This is a genomic window from Citrobacter sp. On2M (assembly GCF_018035235.1).
GTDB lineage: Bacteria > Pseudomonadota > Gammaproteobacteria > Enterobacterales > Enterobacteriaceae > Citrobacter > Citrobacter meridianamericanus.
Window position 1 is genome coordinate 39,932 of sequence record NZ_WPCV01000005.1, and the last position, 15,375, is coordinate 55,306.

Below are 15,375 nucleotides of genomic sequence, written 5' to 3' on the forward strand. Positions count from 1 at the left end.
CGCCATGGACGACCTCGATATTCGCCGCGAGCACCGTTTTTCCGGGGCCAACCGCATTATTCTGCTCAGCACGCTACTGTTTGCTGTCCTGGGGATCTGGGCATATTTCGGCAAGCTGGATGAAGTCTCGACCGGCAGCGGGAAAGTGATCCCCAGCTCGCGTGAACAGGTCTTGCAGTCACTGGATGGCGGTATTCTCGCCGAGCTGACAGTCCGTGAGGGAGATAAAGTTCAGGCCAATCAAATTGTGGCGCGCCTCGACCCCACCCGTTCGGAGTCCAACGTTGGGGAAAGCGCCGCCCGCTATCGTGCCTCGCTGGCTTCCAGCGCAAGGCTCAATGCCGAAGTTAACGATCTGCCACTGGTCTTTCCCGATTCACTGCGCGCCTGGCCGGAACTTATCGCTTCCGAAACGCGTTTGTATAAAAGCCGTCGCGCGCAGCTTGCTGATTCTATGGCGGAGCTACAGGATGCGCTGGTTTCGGTAAATAAAGAACTGGCCATTACTCAGCGGCTGGAGAAAAGCGGTGCCGCCAGCCACGTAGAAGTGCTGCGCCTGCAACGCCAAAAAAGCGATCTGGGATTAAAAATCACCGACCTGCGCTCGCAATACTTCGTGCAGGCACGGGAAGCACTGTCAAAAGCCAACGCCGAAGTGGATATGCTGGCGGCTATTTTAAAAGGTCGAGAGGATTCCGTGACCCGCCTGACCGTGCGCGTGCCGATGCGCGGTATTGTAAAAAATATCCAGGTCACCACCATTGGCGGCGTTATTCCGCCTAACGGCGAGATGATGGAGATTGTACCGCTGGACGATCATCTGCTGATAGAAACCCGCCTGTCTCCGCGCGATATCGCGTTCATCCACCCCGGGCAGCGGGCGCTGGTGAAGATAACCGCCTATGATTACGCTATTTACGGCGGTCTGGAAGGCGTAGTCGAAACCATCTCCCCGGACACCATCCAGGACAAAGTGAAACCAGAAATTTTCTACTACCGCGTGTTTATCCGTACCCATCAGGACTTCTTGCAGAACAAACTCGGACGCCATTTCTCCATCGTACCGGGCATGATTGCTACCGTGGATATAAAAACAGGTGAAAAAACCATCGTCGACTATTTAATCAAACCATTTAATCGTGCAAAAGAAGCACTGCGCGAGCGGTAAATCCTTGAGGATTAGGGGTTGCAGGGGCTGGTCACGCGTGTCACAAGTCTGTTATACTTGCTCTCACACATTGGGGCTGATTCTGGATTCGACGGGATTCGCGAAACCCAAGGTGCATGCCGAGGGGCGGTTGGCCTCGTAAAAAGCCGCAAAAAAATAGTCGCAAACGACGAAAACTACGCTTTAGCAGCTTAATAACCTGCTCTGAGCCCTCTCTCCCTAGCTTCCGCTCTTAAGACGGGGATCAAAGAGAGGTCAAACCCAAAAGAGATCGCGTGGAGGCCCTGCCTGGGGTTGAAGCGTTAAATCTAATCAGGCTAGTCTGGTAGTGGCGTGTCTGTCCGCAGGTGCCAGGCGAATGTAAAGACTGACTAAGCATGTAGTACCGAGGATGTAGGAATTTCGGACGCGGGTTCAACTCCCGCCAGCTCCACCACTTTTTAGTTGTTTGAAGTACAATGAAGTCTACTAAGCCCGCACAGCACAAGCTCTGCGGGCTTTTTTACGTCTATTGTCGTCCAGTGAGAATTGCTGAGAACTACGAGTTATGGCACCCTGAATAGGACCCACTAAGAAGGGTCCAAAAATCGAGGGTCCCAAATGGCAAAAATCGCTAAGAAGCTCACTGACACTGAAATCAAAAGCACCAAACCTGCCGAGAAAGAGGTTAACCTTTTTGACGGCGATGGTTTGCTCCTGCGAATCGCTCCCCTGGCGAAGGGAGGGAAGAAAAATTGGTATTTCAGATATGCAGTGCCTGTGACCAAAAAGCGAACTAAGGTGAGCTTAGGAACCTATCCTCATCTTACACTTGCTAAGGCACGAGCTTTACGTGATGAATACTTGTCGTTGCTTGCAAATGATATAGACCCACAAGTTCATAACACCCAGAAAGCCAATGCCCTAAAAGATGCAACGGAACATACATTTCAAGCAGTAGCCAAGAAGTGGCTTGATGAGAAAGTCAAAACGTCAGGCATCTCCCAGGATCATGCTAACGACATCTGGCGAAGCCTAGAAAGAAATATCTTTCCAACGTTGGGTGATACCCCCATTAAGGAGATTCGCCCTAAAATGCTTAAACAGCATTTAGACCCCATAGAAAAACGAGGTGTCCTTGAAACACTTCGCCGCATCATATCCCGCCTGAATGAAGTTTTCCGCTATGCAGCAACAGAAGAACTCATAGAATTCAATCCGGCTGACAATCTTGCCCAGAGATTTAGTAAGCCGAAGAAACAGAACATGCCAGCCCTGCCCCCAACCGAACTCCCCCGCTTCCTTACAGTGTTAAACAACGCCTCAGTCCGTATGGAGACACGATTGCTGATTGAATGGCAGTTACTAACTTGGGTTCGTCCTGGTGAGGCTGTTCGCACCAGATGGGCCGATATAGATACTGACAACTCAATGTGGAACATTCCGGCGGAGTTCATGAAAATGAAGAAGCCTCACAAAGTTCCACTAAGTAAAGAAGCTTTGCGAGTCTTGGATTCAATGAAAGCCATCAGCGGACGTAGAGAGTGGGTTTTCCCCAGTATCAAAGCTCCACTCAATCACATGCATGAACAAACAGCCAATGCGGCCATAATCCGTATGGGCTTCGGAGGTGAGCTTGTAGCTCACGGTATGCGATCCATTGCTAGAACGGCTGCTGAGGAGTCTGGCAAGTTTAGAACTGATGTCTTAGAAGCCGCCCTTGCCCACTCGAAGAAAGATGAAATCATTGCAGCCTACAATCGTGCAGAGTATCTCACTGAACGGGTGGTTCTCATGCAATGGTGGAGTGACTATGTTTCGTCTCAAAAATGCAAAGTTATTGCCGCATAAATCTCCCATGATGGGTTAACTATCTTGATTTAGTTAAAGAATTAATAATCACACCATTAACCTATGTGGACTAAGCATAGCCATTTACAAATGGGGACCTTGAGTCCACATAACGAAAGCTGTAGGTCATATCAGCTAAATAATTCACATCTCTTCTCGATTATCATACACCTCGAAGATTTACCAAATTCGCTCTAATCGATGATAAAAGAGTTGAATTTGGTTAAAAATTGATCAATTTTATCCTCTACATTGTATTGAATCATCCATGAGGTTTCGTGCATGGCTAGCGAAAATGATAAAAATCATAAAGTTAGAGTCGCACAGTACTTGAGGATGTCTACCGACCATCAGCAATATTCTTTACATAATCAGTCCGAATACATCAAAGATTATGCTGAAAAGAACAATATGGAAATCGCTTATACCTACGATGATGCAGGTAAGAGCGGAGTCAGTATCGTAGGCAGGCATTCTTTGCAGCAGTTACTTAGTGATGTAGAACAAAAGAAAATAGATATACAGGCTGTATTATTTTATGATGTGAGTCGTTTTGGTCGTTTTCAAAACAGTGATGAAGCTGCATATTATTCCTTTCTATTTGAGAGAAACGGTGTAGACCTTATATACTGTTCTGAACCTATACCCACTAAAGATTTCCCTTTAGAGTCTTCTGTAATACTGAATATAAAAAGATCTAGTGCTGCATATCACAGCAGGAATTTATCAGAAAAGGTATTTATAGGACAAGTAAATTTAATAAAGCTTGGTTATCATCAAGGCGGCATGGCTGGTTATGGGCTGAGACGTCTTTTAGTAGATGAAAATGGCATAGCTAAAGAAATATTGAGTTTCCGCAAAAGAAAGAGTATTCAAACAGATAGAGTAATATTAATTCCGGGCCCCAAAAATGAGATAAAAATTGTAAATAGAATCTATGATCTCTTTATAGATTATAACGTACCAGAATTCATTATTGCTGAGAGATTAAATGAACAGAATATACCTGCAGAAAATGGAACATTATGGACTCGTGCAAAAGTACATCAAATCTTGACAAATGAAAAATATATTGGAAACAACATATATAACAAAACCTCATCTAAACTAAAAAGTAGACTTGTAAAAAACCCCAAACATGAATGGGTTAGATGTGACAAAGCATATAAACCCATTATTTCAAAGAAAAAATATAATAAAGCTCAAGATATAATTCAGCTCCGATCCATACATTTGACTAATGAAGAGCTTTTAGAAAAGCTAAAACAAAAATTGGAATCTAATGGAAAACTATCAGGATTTATCATTGATGAAGATGATACAGGCCCTTCATCTTCTGTTTACAGAACCCGATTTGGTGGTCTTTTAAGAGCATATACTTTGATTGGTTATAAGCCAGAACATGATTACAGTTATCTCCAAATAAATGAAGCACTAAGATCATTTTACTCAGGTATAATTGAGGATTTTAAGGGGAGGATTTTAAAAAGTAACTGCTATATAGACGAATATAAATATGCCCCAATGCTTTACATCAATGATGAGCTTTTAATTTCCGTCCTTATTACTAAATGCATACATATGAAATCAGGTAAACTTAGATGGAAGGTCCGGTTTGATAACTCACAGAAAGCAGACATAACAATTGTTATACGAATGGATTCACAAAATATTTCGCCTCTTGATTTTTATATCATACCAAAGATAGAAAACGAATATAGTAAAATGTGCATGACGGAAACAAACAACATTCGATTAGATCTCTATAGATTTGATAATCTGGATAAACTTCTACAAATTATTACTCGCATGAAAGTGAGGGAACTATATGCTGCCTGAAACAAATGAATTCCCAATAATACAAATTGAGATTGCAAAAATAAAATTCCTTAACCCAAGAACTAGAAATAAGGTAGTGCATGAAGAAATTAAGGAAAGCATAAAAAAAAGAGGATTAAGCAAGCCTATAAGCGTGAGAGCGATTGATGAAGACGATTTCAAATATGCTTTAATTTGTGGTCAAGGGAGAATAGAGGCTCTCGTTGCATTAGGTGAAACCATTATTCCAGCAATTATAAGAGATGTATCAGAAGAAGATGCTTACGTTATGAGTTTAGTTGAAAACATTGCAAGGAGGAGACCACGTTCCAATGAGTTATTACAGGTAATAAAAGATATGAAAATCAGAGGACTTTCAGACTCCGAAATAAGTGAGATTACTGGGTATTCATCGAACTGGGTGAGCAGTATAAATATGCTTCTTGATAAGGGAGAGCATAAACTTCTCTCTGCAGTCGAACGGGGGAATTTGCCTCTATATCTTGCAGTGCAATTTGCAAGATGTGAAACTGAAGAAGCTCAAGATATTCTTACCGAAGCATATGATAAAAAATTAATTAAAAGCCGGGACATTATAAAGATAAAACACATTCTAAATCAGCGAACAATTGGGAATAAAGGTGCAAAAGCAGCCGGGTTTTATTATCACAAACCATCAAAAAGAATGACTGCTGAGGAGTTAATTGGGCTTTATGAAAATAGTATCGCTGAACATAAATCTGTTTATAACAACTCTAAATTTATAAAAACTAATTTACTGATAGTAAATGAGATTTTTAACATCATAATGATGAATAAAAGCTTTCAAAATTTACTTGAACAAGAGAATCTATCAGAACTGCCATCTCAAATCCTCAATCCAATAAACAAAGAGGCTTCAAAATGATTCAGATACGTTTTGGCGACAATTTTATTTATTTAGAAACTAACAAGTTAATTCCCTCTAAGGAATTGTTAGAAAATGTAAAGTTAAGTCATAAATATCATCAAATAGTTACCTCTGTTGAAAGCTTAGGTATTATTGAACCAATAATAGTGTTCTATGACAAAGATAAAGATGCCATTAAGATACTCGATGGCCATTTGAGGGTTGAGGCTTTAAAAGACTTAGGCATAGAAAAAGCTCCATGTATACTTTCGAGCATAGATGATGCGTTCACTCCTAACAAACAAGTCAATCATATAAATGTAGTTGAAGAACATAGAATGATAATCAAGTCCTTGGCAAAAGTTTCAATTGAAAAACTTAGTGCTGCTTTGGGAATATCTATTGATGCTATAAAAGATAAAGCTAATGTGATGAACGGTATAGATCCAAGTGTAATTGCGAAACTTTCTGATAAACCTATACCTAAGGCTACATTTGATGTTTTGAGGAAAATGAAGCCAATTCGTCAAATTGAAGCAGTCGGTACAATGATTAATTTTGATAATTATAGTAAAAAATTTGCAATGAGCATCTTGGATGCTACACCGGCATCAATGATAGTAAATAAAGGGAAAAACACTCCCTATAAAAAGGACATAAAAAAAACCATACTTCGTCTGGAACAGGAAATGGCAACAACTTCGGAAGAAACAAAAAAACTTCAAACCGAGTATGGTTCAGATATGTTGAAATTCGTGATAATCCAGTCATATATTAATAAATTACTTGGTAACTCTAAAGTTCTTCATTGGTTCTTGGAAAACGAGGTTGATTATCTTAATGAGTTAAAAAGAATTTCGAGAATAAACTCTTTAGCTGATAAGACTCTTGCTGAAAACAGCCAGTCATAGGTATGGTTTTATATAGACAAAAAATTAATAAGTATATTTACACAGCCACATAGGTTTCTATTATATATTAGTAACATAAGGAGTCAGTATTAGCCGTTATCATGCGAACGGGTTAAGGGTGTGAACGTGTGGCTAACGGGATGAGATCTATTTTGAATACTATTGGTAAGTTGGAACAGAAACATTTGAAGCGACTCTTGCACACTTGAAAAAAGATGAAACAAGTGCAACCAAGAATCGCGAGGAATGTCCGGCAGAGCGATTTGTGCTAATGCTATGGCGGGGGGGACATATGTTAAATGACAAGAAATAAAAGTGATTGCAGCCAAATTTTAGAGGACTTGATAGGAAACTGTCGTTATAGTTTAGTGGGGATTTTTTATTTCAAGATAATCATTAAAATTGTATAAATCCATAGTCAACTACATTACGAGTATCACCGTTCGTCCTATGCATTTAGATTTTAACCATTTAAAAGAGCCTCATAGGCTTAAAATTAAAAATATAAATCCCTTACTAAAAGCTTCAGGGATTTATATATTTACCTATTTCTTGGTTAACCAAATAGTTGGATTACTACTGCTTAAATTGAATATAGCTGAACTCTTACTTACTAAAAACTTATCTGTGGACTTACTTATACCTTCTGTCAGTAAAGCTCGCCAGTTTGAAGGATCTTTTCTTATCCTTTCTAATTTCGGCATATAAAATCTTATAGCAGGATCGTTCCAAATCCCCCCTTTACCGACTTTCTTACTGAAAGACAGGAATAAATCATTGGCCCAAGGTGATTGCGAAATAATAGCCTCTCTGAGATGGTTCATTTCAGCCAACACTTGTGAAGGATGATTTATAGATAAAAATGTATTAATGGATTTCTCATACCATTCTCTTCCCGCATTAAAATCCTTTAACTTATAGAAGATGAAACCAATATTAGCATATGCGTGGGCAATTGTTCCCTTATCTTGAGAATGAGACGCTTTTTCTATATATTTCAAAATAGGACTGACAGATTCAATACTTATTTCTTCATTTTCAATTTCAGCCTTAGACACTTCAGCAAAATATTTGTTCAAAATTAATGTATCGTTATCAGGCTCTACGATTAGACCTTTTTTTACAATACGAATCATCTCATCATATTTGTCCAACAAAGCTGCAATATAGCTACTTAATATAGCAGGTTCACCAGAATACGGTTCTTCTTCTTGCCATAATAAAGCATATTTTAAGGCAGACTCCATATCACATTCTTCGTAATAAGCCCAACACTTTGCCTCATTTGAATTTTTTCTTTTCTTCAAATGTTCATCGTCTACTAAATTTTTCAAGTCACTAATTCTTTCAGCCCATTTAGCTTGGGCTAAAACATTCGAATTTGGATGTTTCAGAGAATTAATAAAAAGAGGCTTTGCCTTTTTTTGATTACCACTCAATAATTCAAGAGATGCCAGGCAACTATTTAACTCAGTTAGATGAAAATCTGATTTAATGGTGTCGATTAATTTTTTTGCAATTTTCCAGTTTTGAGAATTACGACCATTACTCTTTGCTACTGCAATTTCTGCAGATAAAATCCAAGGGTCAGAGGTCAAATTAGGATTTGTTTTAAGAATTTTATGAGCAATATCATTTTCATTTACACTAATGAAAAACCTTGAGGAAACTCTTGATACCCAACGATTATGATTTGAAAGTTGCAAGCCAGTTAATATGCTTTTCCTTGCAGAGTCATGTTCTCCGATAGATACAAATGCTCTTCCTAAATCAATCCAACTCAAGGAGTCTTTGGGGTGCTCTTTTAACCATTTCCGCTTTAAGCGAATTTCTTCTTCAGCGTTATGCCCTACATTTTCCAAAGGGAAAAAGGCGTTTCCATCCAAAATATGTTTTGCCAGATCTTTTAATCTTATAGGAGAGTACTGATCCTTCAAAATGTATTCTGCCACATGTTGAACTTGGGATATATTGTTAGTGAGGATAGCTATGTTAAGCAATTCAGCACCAACCCCAAGTGATCTTTTATACTTAAAATCATTTATAAGTTCAAAGAAATAAGTGCTTTCAATCTCAGGCGAAATTGTTGAGTTCACGGATAGAAACTCAATAGTTGGAACATCTATTGAGTTTTTCCATATCGGTATCAAATCTCGCCTGTCTATTTTCTTAAATACACTCATATTACACTCTCACTTAATACCTTCAATTTTCATTTTTTTAAGCATCAAATCAAAATCACTTACAAATCGTTCGATACCTAATACAGGGTTCTTCATTGTTATGGTTTTAGAACAACCTCGTAGTTTATAATTAGGATGACTGCATTGACGAACTATGTCTTTTAGTTTTTTAGACATCCATTCAGGCTTGATGGTATCAAACTCTATCAAAATTTTCTCAAAAGCTTGCTCAAGATAAGGCAGTGATAATTCATAAGAATTACCTTGGCCTCCCCAAGAACGAGGAGAAATATCTGAAGGTAAGGTCATTTTTAAAAGTGCATTAAGTGTTAAGCCTGTAAAAAGAAAAGTAATAAGTGATCCGTATTGATACAAGTCACATCGTTGCCTTCTGTCAAGCCATTCTTTAACAGTATATCCATAAATTTGCTCAGGTGGTGCATATGCTGGATCGCCGGCAATATTATATGCATCGTGCAACTGAGGTTGGCCTTGTAAACTTGCTCTTCCTAAGTCACCAATTTTCGCCCCTAACTCACTGAAAATCATTATATTTGAAGGTTTTATATCTTGGTGAGCTATACTGGAGTTATGCAGTTGAATTAACCCTAAAGCAACATCTTTCAAATGCTGCAACTTAGCCATAATTGATATTTCAGCAGAAGTAGACAAATATTTCCTTATATCTCCTTGGTCTGCAAGCTCTAAAACAAGATATGGGACGACTTTCATAAAATCGCCGTCAACAAATTCATCACCAGCATCTAAAACTTTTACTATTCTTTTCAGTCTCTTAGAATCACAAATTTGATGAAGCTGATTTTCAAATTGATAAATTGTAGTTAATGTGTGTAAATCCGCCATAACATTTCTTTTAGCTTCAGCAGAGCGTTTCAAACTATTAGAAAAATCAAAGGCTTTTAAAAAGAATTCCTTTCCAGTTTCAGTGTCACTGACTATATACGAAACAGAGAAGTTCCCCCCAGTACCTGGAACTCCTTCTTCTTTATTACTAATTCGTCTATGCACCAGCCATTTTTCTTTTAAAATCTTTCCTTCTAATGTGTTAGCTGGACTAAGCATCTCTGTCATATAGTAGCCTCCATTTTTTTGTATCATTTTTACTCAGAAATCGTCATAAGTAAAGTTCAAAAGAAAAAAATGTTACGAATCGTTTCACCTTAAGATGTAAACTTAAAACAAATCATATTTCAATATTATCGAGAGAGAACAGATTTAAGACAGATGCACTTATGTATCTAAAGTTACTTTTTTCTTTGAATTTTTCATCAAAAGATAGCAGATTTTCTATGTATGTATTTAAAATTTTTTTTATGCTTTCAAGTTTGACCACCTTATAAGCAACAACATATTGAAGTATTGAAAAAGCCTTCTTTATATCATAAAGCAACAACACTTTATTCATTCGAATTGAAAATTCATTTTCGTCATTTTTAAATTTATTTATAAAAGAAATCACAAATAAATCACTTGCTATTTCTTGAAAATAAGCCATTTCTAATGCTTCCTTAACCTCAGGGCAATGAATAAAATGATAGCCATCGTCATTTAGCTCTAAATACAAATGTTTAATGTCTTTTTTTACTTTCAACGAAATTATAGATTTATATAATAAAAGATCACTACCAAGAAAAACCCTATTCGCATCGATAACAGATAATGGTATTGACAAATACCCGGTATTGCTTATGTAAATTGTATTGTCTTGATCAATATAAATATTGTTATAATCATAATAGTCAGAAAAATCTTTCGCTATTATTGAAACGGCAGAAATAAACTCTTTTTTATTTTCCATATTCACACCTCCTTTTTATCTTTTAATTGATTATAGGTAAAAGTCAATAATAGAGAAGTTGATTGCAATATCTATTAAAGAAACCTATACTTACTCTTCCTAACCATGATGAGATTTTGCTCATGTCCATCAATAGATATATTCTCTCTCAAGTTTGCATCCCTGATTATTTCTTCCCTTTCCCTCCTTACATTAGAACCCAATTCATTGAAGAAAGTCTTTGTGGGAAAGGTTTTATTTCTATTTTTATGATTATTGATAAGGAGTTTAAGAAAAATACACGCATATTCTATAACTTTACTTCTGCTTGCAAAGAATTGCACACTCTAAACAACACAAAAAATAAAACAGAAAACCCCAAAGCAATAAACAAATCGGCAATAGTATTTATTTCAGAAATAGATGACAACATCAATCATGAAATTGATTACATGAACATAGAGGAACTAAAAGAGCCATCATTTAACGCTTCTATTAGTTCCATTAATGAGTTGGAATCTTCTTTTGAAGACAAGGTTTTCGCTAAGAAATTTACTGCAAATATCCTATCATCTTCTTTTGCTTACAGAAAGACAATAACCCAAGACATATATTTTATACTTCCAAAAAATGATATATGCTTAGAAGAATCACCTGACTCTGAGAATTATAAAAAAACCACGAACACTGTTAAACCCTAATGGATTTATATAAGGCATTGAGCAAGAGCTAATTTATAGAAGCGGTTGCACCGTTCTATAAAGCTCTTGCTTTTCTTGCTTCCTTTCAGTCAGACAATAAAAGAAAATCAAAACAATCAAGCCTATAGATTGACAAAAAACTTATTCATTATATAAGTGATATATAAAGCATATGGATTATGCTTACCAATTAATACCATATAAAATGGAGTTTATATGCATAAAATAAATTATACAGATGATATAGATCTATCCAAAACTTCCCGCCGTGGTAGTTTTAATAAAAGTAAAATATCTTCAGACGCAGTAAGAAGCTATTGTGTCAGTGTCCGATTAAATGTTGAAGAACTGCAACTCCTGAATATAAAGCGAGGCTCTTATAAAAAAGGAGAGTGGCTTCGTATGGCTTCCCTTCAAAAGTTACCTCCTGTTATTCCAGCGATTAATACTGAGGCCTGGAAAGCATTATCTGACATATCGCAAAAGCTAAATCGCATTGCGGCCCACATAGATGGTAAGAGCAAAGATAGTCACCTTACTCATACAGAGCTTTTCGCTGTGAAGCGACAACTGGAAGAGCTTCGTCACAACTTGTTAAGAACAGATTTTTGGAGTGCCCCTCGTGAAGGGTATGCGGAAGATCAAGAGGGGTAAGAACTTTGCTGGTGTGGTCCAATATGCATTGAAGCCAGGTTCACATCATAAAAGTGATCCAATCGTAATCGGGGGCAATATGCTGGGTGACACGACCCATGAACTGATTGCTGAATTTGATGGCACTAAACAACTTCGCCCAGATGTTCAGAAACCGGTATGGCACAACTCGCTTCGCTTACCTGATAGTGAATCATTATCGAATGACCAATGGGTAACCATAGCTGACGACTACATGAAGAGGATGGGGTTCAGTGATACTCATCTCCGTTGCTATGTGCTTCATGACGACGATGGCCAGCATATACACATTATCGCCAGCAGAATCGACATAGCCGGTGGGAACCTCTACTTGGGTAGGAACGAAAACCTTATAAGTACACGGATCATTAGTGAACTCGAAATCGCTCACGGTCTGACAGTGACCAAGACAGCAGCTTCCATTACACCAAAACAAAAGAAGCGAAGAAAGGTTTCCCGCAATGAACAGATGCTATCAGAAAGAACTGGTGTTCCCTCCCCTAAGGAAGCCCTACAACAGATCATTGATAAAAGTTTGGCTGATAAGCCTGACCTTCTAACTTTTATCAAGAGGCTGGAAGAAGCAGAAGTCGGCTGGACGGCGAATATCGCTTCTACCGGGAAAATGAACGGCTTCTCATTCGAATACCGCGATATAGCTTTCAAAGCTTCGAAATTGGGTAAGAGCTACTCCTGGGCAAATCTTCAAAAACAACTTAACTACCACCCCGACCACTTAGAAGCTATGCGAACCGGCATACCACCAAAAGAACCCCTTGCTCCTGCTCCTGCTCCTGCTCCTGCTCCTGCTCCTGCTCCTGCTCCTGCTCCTGCTCCTGCTCCTGCTCCTGCTCCTGCTCCTGCTCCTGCTCCTGCTCCTGCTCCTGCAACAGTTTTGATAAACACTGAGAGAAAGGAAAGTATCAGTGAAAAAATTTCTGAACTCGAACTACGACTCAAAGAAGACAGAAGAAACGAAATCGTAGAAAAGATTCTTCAAAAAAACTCAGTACAACAGCAAAAGCATCTCAGGCTTATCGGCTGGATTCCATTTCTCAGAAGGCTCGCAGAGCTTCTCAGAAGCTATGGGAAGAGCATTCTTCACAAAACCCATATGACCTTCTCAAATATCTCCGCAATGAAACCTTTAAACAAGGCGAGAAAAATCCGTTTATAGACAGCTAGTTGTAAACACCTTTCGTAACCACACTCTATTCTCTAGTAATAGATTTGTGTTTAGTCAAGAAAATATTGATCGTTATTACAGATCGATAATCTTGTTATGATAGGCGATACCTATCAAGTAACAACCATCGATCGGTACAAGCAATTTTACTAAAGCGAGTCGGTCATCGAGAATCTCTGTAAACGCACCATTTAATCTTCCACCCTGGGGTTGATATGAAAGACGAAACAATAAAGTGCCCGTTCTGCTTTACACAAAGTCCTCATGGTGTACGGATTTGCAAAGGCTGCCATGCAAAGGTCGCTTACGGTGAAAGCCCGCTCAGTGTGGCATTTCTGTTTCAATTCGTGGCATTTGGTCTCGCGTGGTTAGCATTTTCGTGGACCGACAGCACTCTTGTATCAGCCATTACGTTTTTCGTAAGCATCATTATTCTTATCTATAAAATTAAAAAAGCGTATGCAGACAGAGTTGTTTTTATACGGTGAAATTAATTTCACACAACCGCAAACCTAAAATGAGAAAGTAAATGAACCGATTTATAACGTCCTCTTTTTTTATTATTGTCTTCCTGCTTTCTGGCTGTTCAACATCAGGCAACCAGAACCTTAAAAACGAAACACCTCAAAGTCTCCAGTCAAAGATCATTAAAAACAAAACAACTAAGACGGAATTACTCACTAAATTAGGTGAGCCTGACACCAGAACGACTCTTGACGATGGCAACGAGCAATGGAGATATTTCATGTATAACAATCAGTTCAATGCCTCGACTTTTATCCCTGTCGTCGGTTTGCTAACTGGCGGCTCCCAGACTCAGTCTAAAACTCTCGAAATAGACTTCAATGGAGAAACCGTAAGCAAGTGGACATTCTCTACTGATAATAACAATACAAAATCTGGCATTCTTAATTAATCGTTTCTTGGACAAGAAAATGAAAACATACTCAATTCTCGCAGTTATCCTTTCTACTTTTCTATTAACAGCCTGTAATTCCGAACCTTCTGAAAAAGACATATACAATGCTTTCAAAAGTGTTGTAGATAGATCAAATGCAAGTATGAAAGCTCTGAACTCAAGTATTCCCGAAAAAGATCTTTTAAGAATAGATTATGTTAAGAAACTAAGTTGCACAGAAGAAGCAAACAATGTTTATAACTGCATTGTCGATGCCTCGATTAGCAATATGAAACAGACAAAGCCTGTTAAGCTTGTGAAAGCTGATGGTGTCTGGAAAGAAGTTCAGTAGTATTCTGAATCAAGAAGTCTCTTTTAGCCCCTGCATAGGGGCTTTTTTATTGCCTATAACCTGACGGTTCTCACGCGAACTTCATGGGTTAACTCTCCCTCAATTACTTTCATTTCATATTGTGCTTTAAAAGTATTATAAATATCTTCTGCCTGGTTCTGGTTATTATCAATGTAATTAACAAGGGAGTTTAGCTCTCTGATAACAGCTTCCTTATTGTTTAATCGCTGTAACAAAGTACTTGTAAGACATTTGTATACAGAACTAAACATTGTCATAATATTATCAATATTACGATTAGATTTGGAATAAATCCTTTTAGGGTAGAAATATTTTAAATGGTATCCCACAAAAATTAGGTAAAGTTGATATGAGAAACTTTTATCTGCGGGCTGGTATCTTTTTGAAATATACTTATCGACGATAATGATAAGTTGCTCTTCCAGGGTAAACTCTGGATAAATAATGTTCTTGTCCATAAAATGCATCCTTGCATTAGTAAAATAGTCTTCCTGACCATATATTTATATTTATCGCATTTATTTAACTTGTCAATAGGTGTAACCTATCAATTGTTATTTTTTATTAAACGGTCTATTCAATTGTTCCATAGAAAGGCCATGTCTATAAGCATTATACTGCCAATAGCTAAATTGCTCTTTGTATCTATTGTTCTGTTTTTTCAACATTTCGTTTTCGGCTTTAAGGTTTATTATTTGTTGTGCCGCAATAGTTAAGTTAGCTGGTTTCTTTAGACCAGATTTTTTCAAATTGGACAAATTTTTCTTTGTTCTATATGCTTCAACAACTTCATCATGCGCACTTAAAGATTGCCTTGTGATAGTTCTGTTTAGATTCTTATAAACTGATTCACATAAATCACTCCATGTGATTTTACCATCCCAAGTCAGTATAATGTGTTTAATTGCCTTTATTTCACTCCTGTTCAAATGTTTTGCCATAAGT

16 protein-coding genes and 1 other RNA gene are annotated in these 15,375 nt (G+C 37.9%); 12 read left to right on the forward strand and 5 right to left on the reverse strand.

The genetic code is table 11. The features are described from left to right. Nucleotides 1-4 precede the first annotated feature (4 nt). The 6 genes from On2M_RS18175 (at nucleotide 5) to On2M_RS18200 (ending at nucleotide 6,616) form a co-directional block, all read left to right on the forward strand. Nucleotides 5-1,168: an HlyD family efflux transporter periplasmic adaptor subunit gene (locus tag On2M_RS18175; protein ID WP_210905452.1), complete on the forward strand. Its 1,164-nt coding sequence runs from the start codon at nucleotides 5-7 to the stop codon at nucleotides 1,166-1,168. Nucleotides 1,169-1,240: 72 nt separating this feature from the next. Continuing rightward, nucleotides 1,241-1,604: a transfer-messenger RNA gene (gene ssrA, locus On2M_RS18180) on the forward strand. Nucleotides 1,605-1,768: 164 nt separating this feature from the next. Continuing rightward, nucleotides 1,769-2,998, forward strand: coding sequence for an integrase domain-containing protein (locus On2M_RS18185; RefSeq protein WP_048249317.1), 1,230 nt, complete (start codon nucleotides 1,769-1,771; stop codon nucleotides 2,996-2,998). A gap of 282 nt (nucleotides 2,999-3,280) precedes the next feature. After that, entirely contained in the window at nucleotides 3,281-4,837 is a 1,557-nt protein-coding gene (locus tag On2M_RS18190; protein WP_210905274.1) for a recombinase family protein, read from the forward strand. Then, a complete protein-coding gene (locus On2M_RS18195; protein ID WP_045351110.1) occupies nucleotides 4,827-5,723 on the forward strand; it encodes a ParB/RepB/Spo0J family partition protein in 897 nt (298 codons plus the stop codon). Before On2M_RS18190 ends, On2M_RS18195 begins: the two co-directional genes overlap by 11 nt. Beyond that, entirely contained in the window at nucleotides 5,720-6,616 is an 897-nt protein-coding gene (locus On2M_RS18200) for a plasmid partitioning protein RepB C-terminal domain-containing protein (RefSeq protein ID WP_210905275.1), read from the forward strand. The genes On2M_RS18195 and On2M_RS18200 overlap by 4 nt, the downstream gene beginning before the upstream one ends. 545 nt (nucleotides 6,617-7,161) lie before the next feature. On the opposite strand, the gene On2M_RS18205 is transcribed toward On2M_RS18200, so the two are convergent. The 3 genes from On2M_RS18205 to On2M_RS18215 form a co-directional block, all read right to left on the reverse strand. Next, complete coding sequence (locus tag On2M_RS18205) at nucleotides 7,162-8,799, reverse strand: hypothetical protein (RefSeq protein WP_049114039.1); 1,638 nt, start codon at nucleotides 8,797-8,799, stop codon at nucleotides 7,162-7,164. 9 nt (nucleotides 8,800-8,808) lie between these two features. Next, nucleotides 8,809-9,891, reverse strand: a complete 1,083-nt coding sequence (locus tag On2M_RS18210) for a protein kinase (RefSeq protein WP_168770032.1) — start codon at nucleotides 9,889-9,891, stop codon at nucleotides 8,809-8,811. 112 nt (nucleotides 9,892-10,003) lie between these two features. Beyond that, nucleotides 10,004-10,618, reverse strand: a complete 615-nt coding sequence (locus tag On2M_RS18215; protein ID WP_136455425.1) for a hypothetical protein — start codon at nucleotides 10,616-10,618, stop codon at nucleotides 10,004-10,006. A 122-nt stretch (nucleotides 10,619-10,740) separates the two neighbouring features. On the opposite strand from On2M_RS18215, the gene On2M_RS18220 reads away from it, so the two are divergent. From On2M_RS18220 to On2M_RS18240, 6 genes are all read left to right on the forward strand, one after another. Further along, nucleotides 10,741-11,298 carry a hypothetical protein gene (locus On2M_RS18220; RefSeq protein WP_136455427.1) on the forward strand — a complete coding sequence of 186 codons (558 nt, stop codon included), beginning with the start codon at nucleotides 10,741-10,743 and terminating at the stop codon, nucleotides 11,296-11,298. 216 nt (nucleotides 11,299-11,514) lie between these two features. Continuing rightward, a complete protein-coding gene (locus On2M_RS18225; protein ID WP_136455429.1) occupies nucleotides 11,515-11,952 on the forward strand; it encodes a hypothetical protein in 438 nt (145 codons plus the stop codon). Continuing rightward, the gene (locus On2M_RS18230; protein WP_210905276.1) at nucleotides 11,921-13,150 is read left to right on the forward strand and encodes a relaxase/mobilization nuclease domain-containing protein; all 1,230 of its coding nucleotides are present in this window, start codon (nucleotides 11,921-11,923) and stop codon (nucleotides 13,148-13,150) included. The genes On2M_RS18225 and On2M_RS18230 overlap by 32 nt, the downstream gene beginning before the upstream one ends. 224 nt (nucleotides 13,151-13,374) lie before the next feature. Continuing rightward, a complete protein-coding gene (locus On2M_RS24295) occupies nucleotides 13,375-13,647 on the forward strand; it encodes a hypothetical protein (RefSeq protein ID WP_047732568.1) in 273 nt (90 codons plus the stop codon). Between the two features lie 41 nt (nucleotides 13,648-13,688). Then, nucleotides 13,689-14,075, forward strand: coding sequence for a hypothetical protein (locus On2M_RS18235; protein WP_115217332.1), 387 nt, complete (start codon nucleotides 13,689-13,691; stop codon nucleotides 14,073-14,075). A 19-nt stretch (nucleotides 14,076-14,094) separates the two neighbouring features. Continuing rightward, a complete protein-coding gene (locus tag On2M_RS18240) occupies nucleotides 14,095-14,409 on the forward strand; it encodes a hypothetical protein (protein ID WP_047736989.1) in 315 nt (104 codons plus the stop codon). Nucleotides 14,410-14,462: 53 nt separating this feature from the next. Here the strand turns inward: On2M_RS18240 and On2M_RS18245 are convergent, their stop codons facing one another. Both On2M_RS18245 and On2M_RS18250 read right to left on the reverse strand, forming a co-directional pair. After that, nucleotides 14,463-14,888: a hypothetical protein gene (locus tag On2M_RS18245; RefSeq protein WP_115217333.1), complete on the reverse strand. Its 426-nt coding sequence runs from the start codon at nucleotides 14,886-14,888 to the stop codon at nucleotides 14,463-14,465. A gap of 96 nt (nucleotides 14,889-14,984) precedes the next feature. Next, nucleotides 14,985-15,371, reverse strand: a complete 387-nt coding sequence (locus On2M_RS18250; protein ID WP_102649932.1) for a hypothetical protein — start codon at nucleotides 15,369-15,371, stop codon at nucleotides 14,985-14,987. Nucleotides 15,372-15,375: the final 4 nt, after the last annotated feature.

Coding starts and splice junctions, on each gene's coding strand:
- On2M_RS18205 (WP_049114039.1), bottom strand. CDS start 8,799: ATGAGTGTATTTAAGAAAATAGACAGGCGAGATTTGATACCGATATGG.
- On2M_RS18210 (WP_168770032.1), bottom strand. CDS start 9,891: ATGACAGAGATGCTTAGTCCAGCTAACACATTAGAAGGAAAGATTTTA.
- On2M_RS18220 (WP_136455427.1), top strand. CDS start 10,741: ATGTCCATCAATAGATATATTCTCTCTCAAGTTTGCATCCCTGATTAT.
- On2M_RS18250 (WP_102649932.1), bottom strand. CDS start 15,371: ATGGCAAAACATTTGAACAGGAGTGAAATAAAGGCAATTAAACACATT.
- On2M_RS18195 (WP_045351110.1), top strand. CDS start 4,827: ATGCTGCCTGAAACAAATGAATTCCCAATAATACAAATTGAGATTGCA.
- On2M_RS18240 (WP_047736989.1), top strand. CDS start 14,095: ATGAAAACATACTCAATTCTCGCAGTTATCCTTTCTACTTTTCTATTA.
- On2M_RS18235 (WP_115217332.1), top strand. CDS start 13,689: ATGAACCGATTTATAACGTCCTCTTTTTTTATTATTGTCTTCCTGCTT.
- On2M_RS18185 (WP_048249317.1), top strand. CDS start 1,769: ATGGCAAAAATCGCTAAGAAGCTCACTGACACTGAAATCAAAAGCACC.
- On2M_RS18200 (WP_210905275.1), top strand. CDS start 5,720: ATGATTCAGATACGTTTTGGCGACAATTTTATTTATTTAGAAACTAAC.
- On2M_RS18175 (WP_210905452.1), top strand. CDS start 5: ATGGACGACCTCGATATTCGCCGCGAGCACCGTTTTTCCGGGGCCAAC.
- On2M_RS18215 (WP_136455425.1), bottom strand. CDS start 10,618: ATGGAAAATAAAAAAGAGTTTATTTCTGCCGTTTCAATAATAGCGAAA.
- On2M_RS18225 (WP_136455429.1), top strand. CDS start 11,515: ATGCATAAAATAAATTATACAGATGATATAGATCTATCCAAAACTTCC.
- On2M_RS18190 (WP_210905274.1), top strand. CDS start 3,281: ATGGCTAGCGAAAATGATAAAAATCATAAAGTTAGAGTCGCACAGTAC.
- On2M_RS24295 (WP_047732568.1), top strand. CDS start 13,375: ATGAAAGACGAAACAATAAAGTGCCCGTTCTGCTTTACACAAAGTCCT.
- On2M_RS18245 (WP_115217333.1), bottom strand. CDS start 14,888: ATGGACAAGAACATTATTTATCCAGAGTTTACCCTGGAAGAGCAACTT.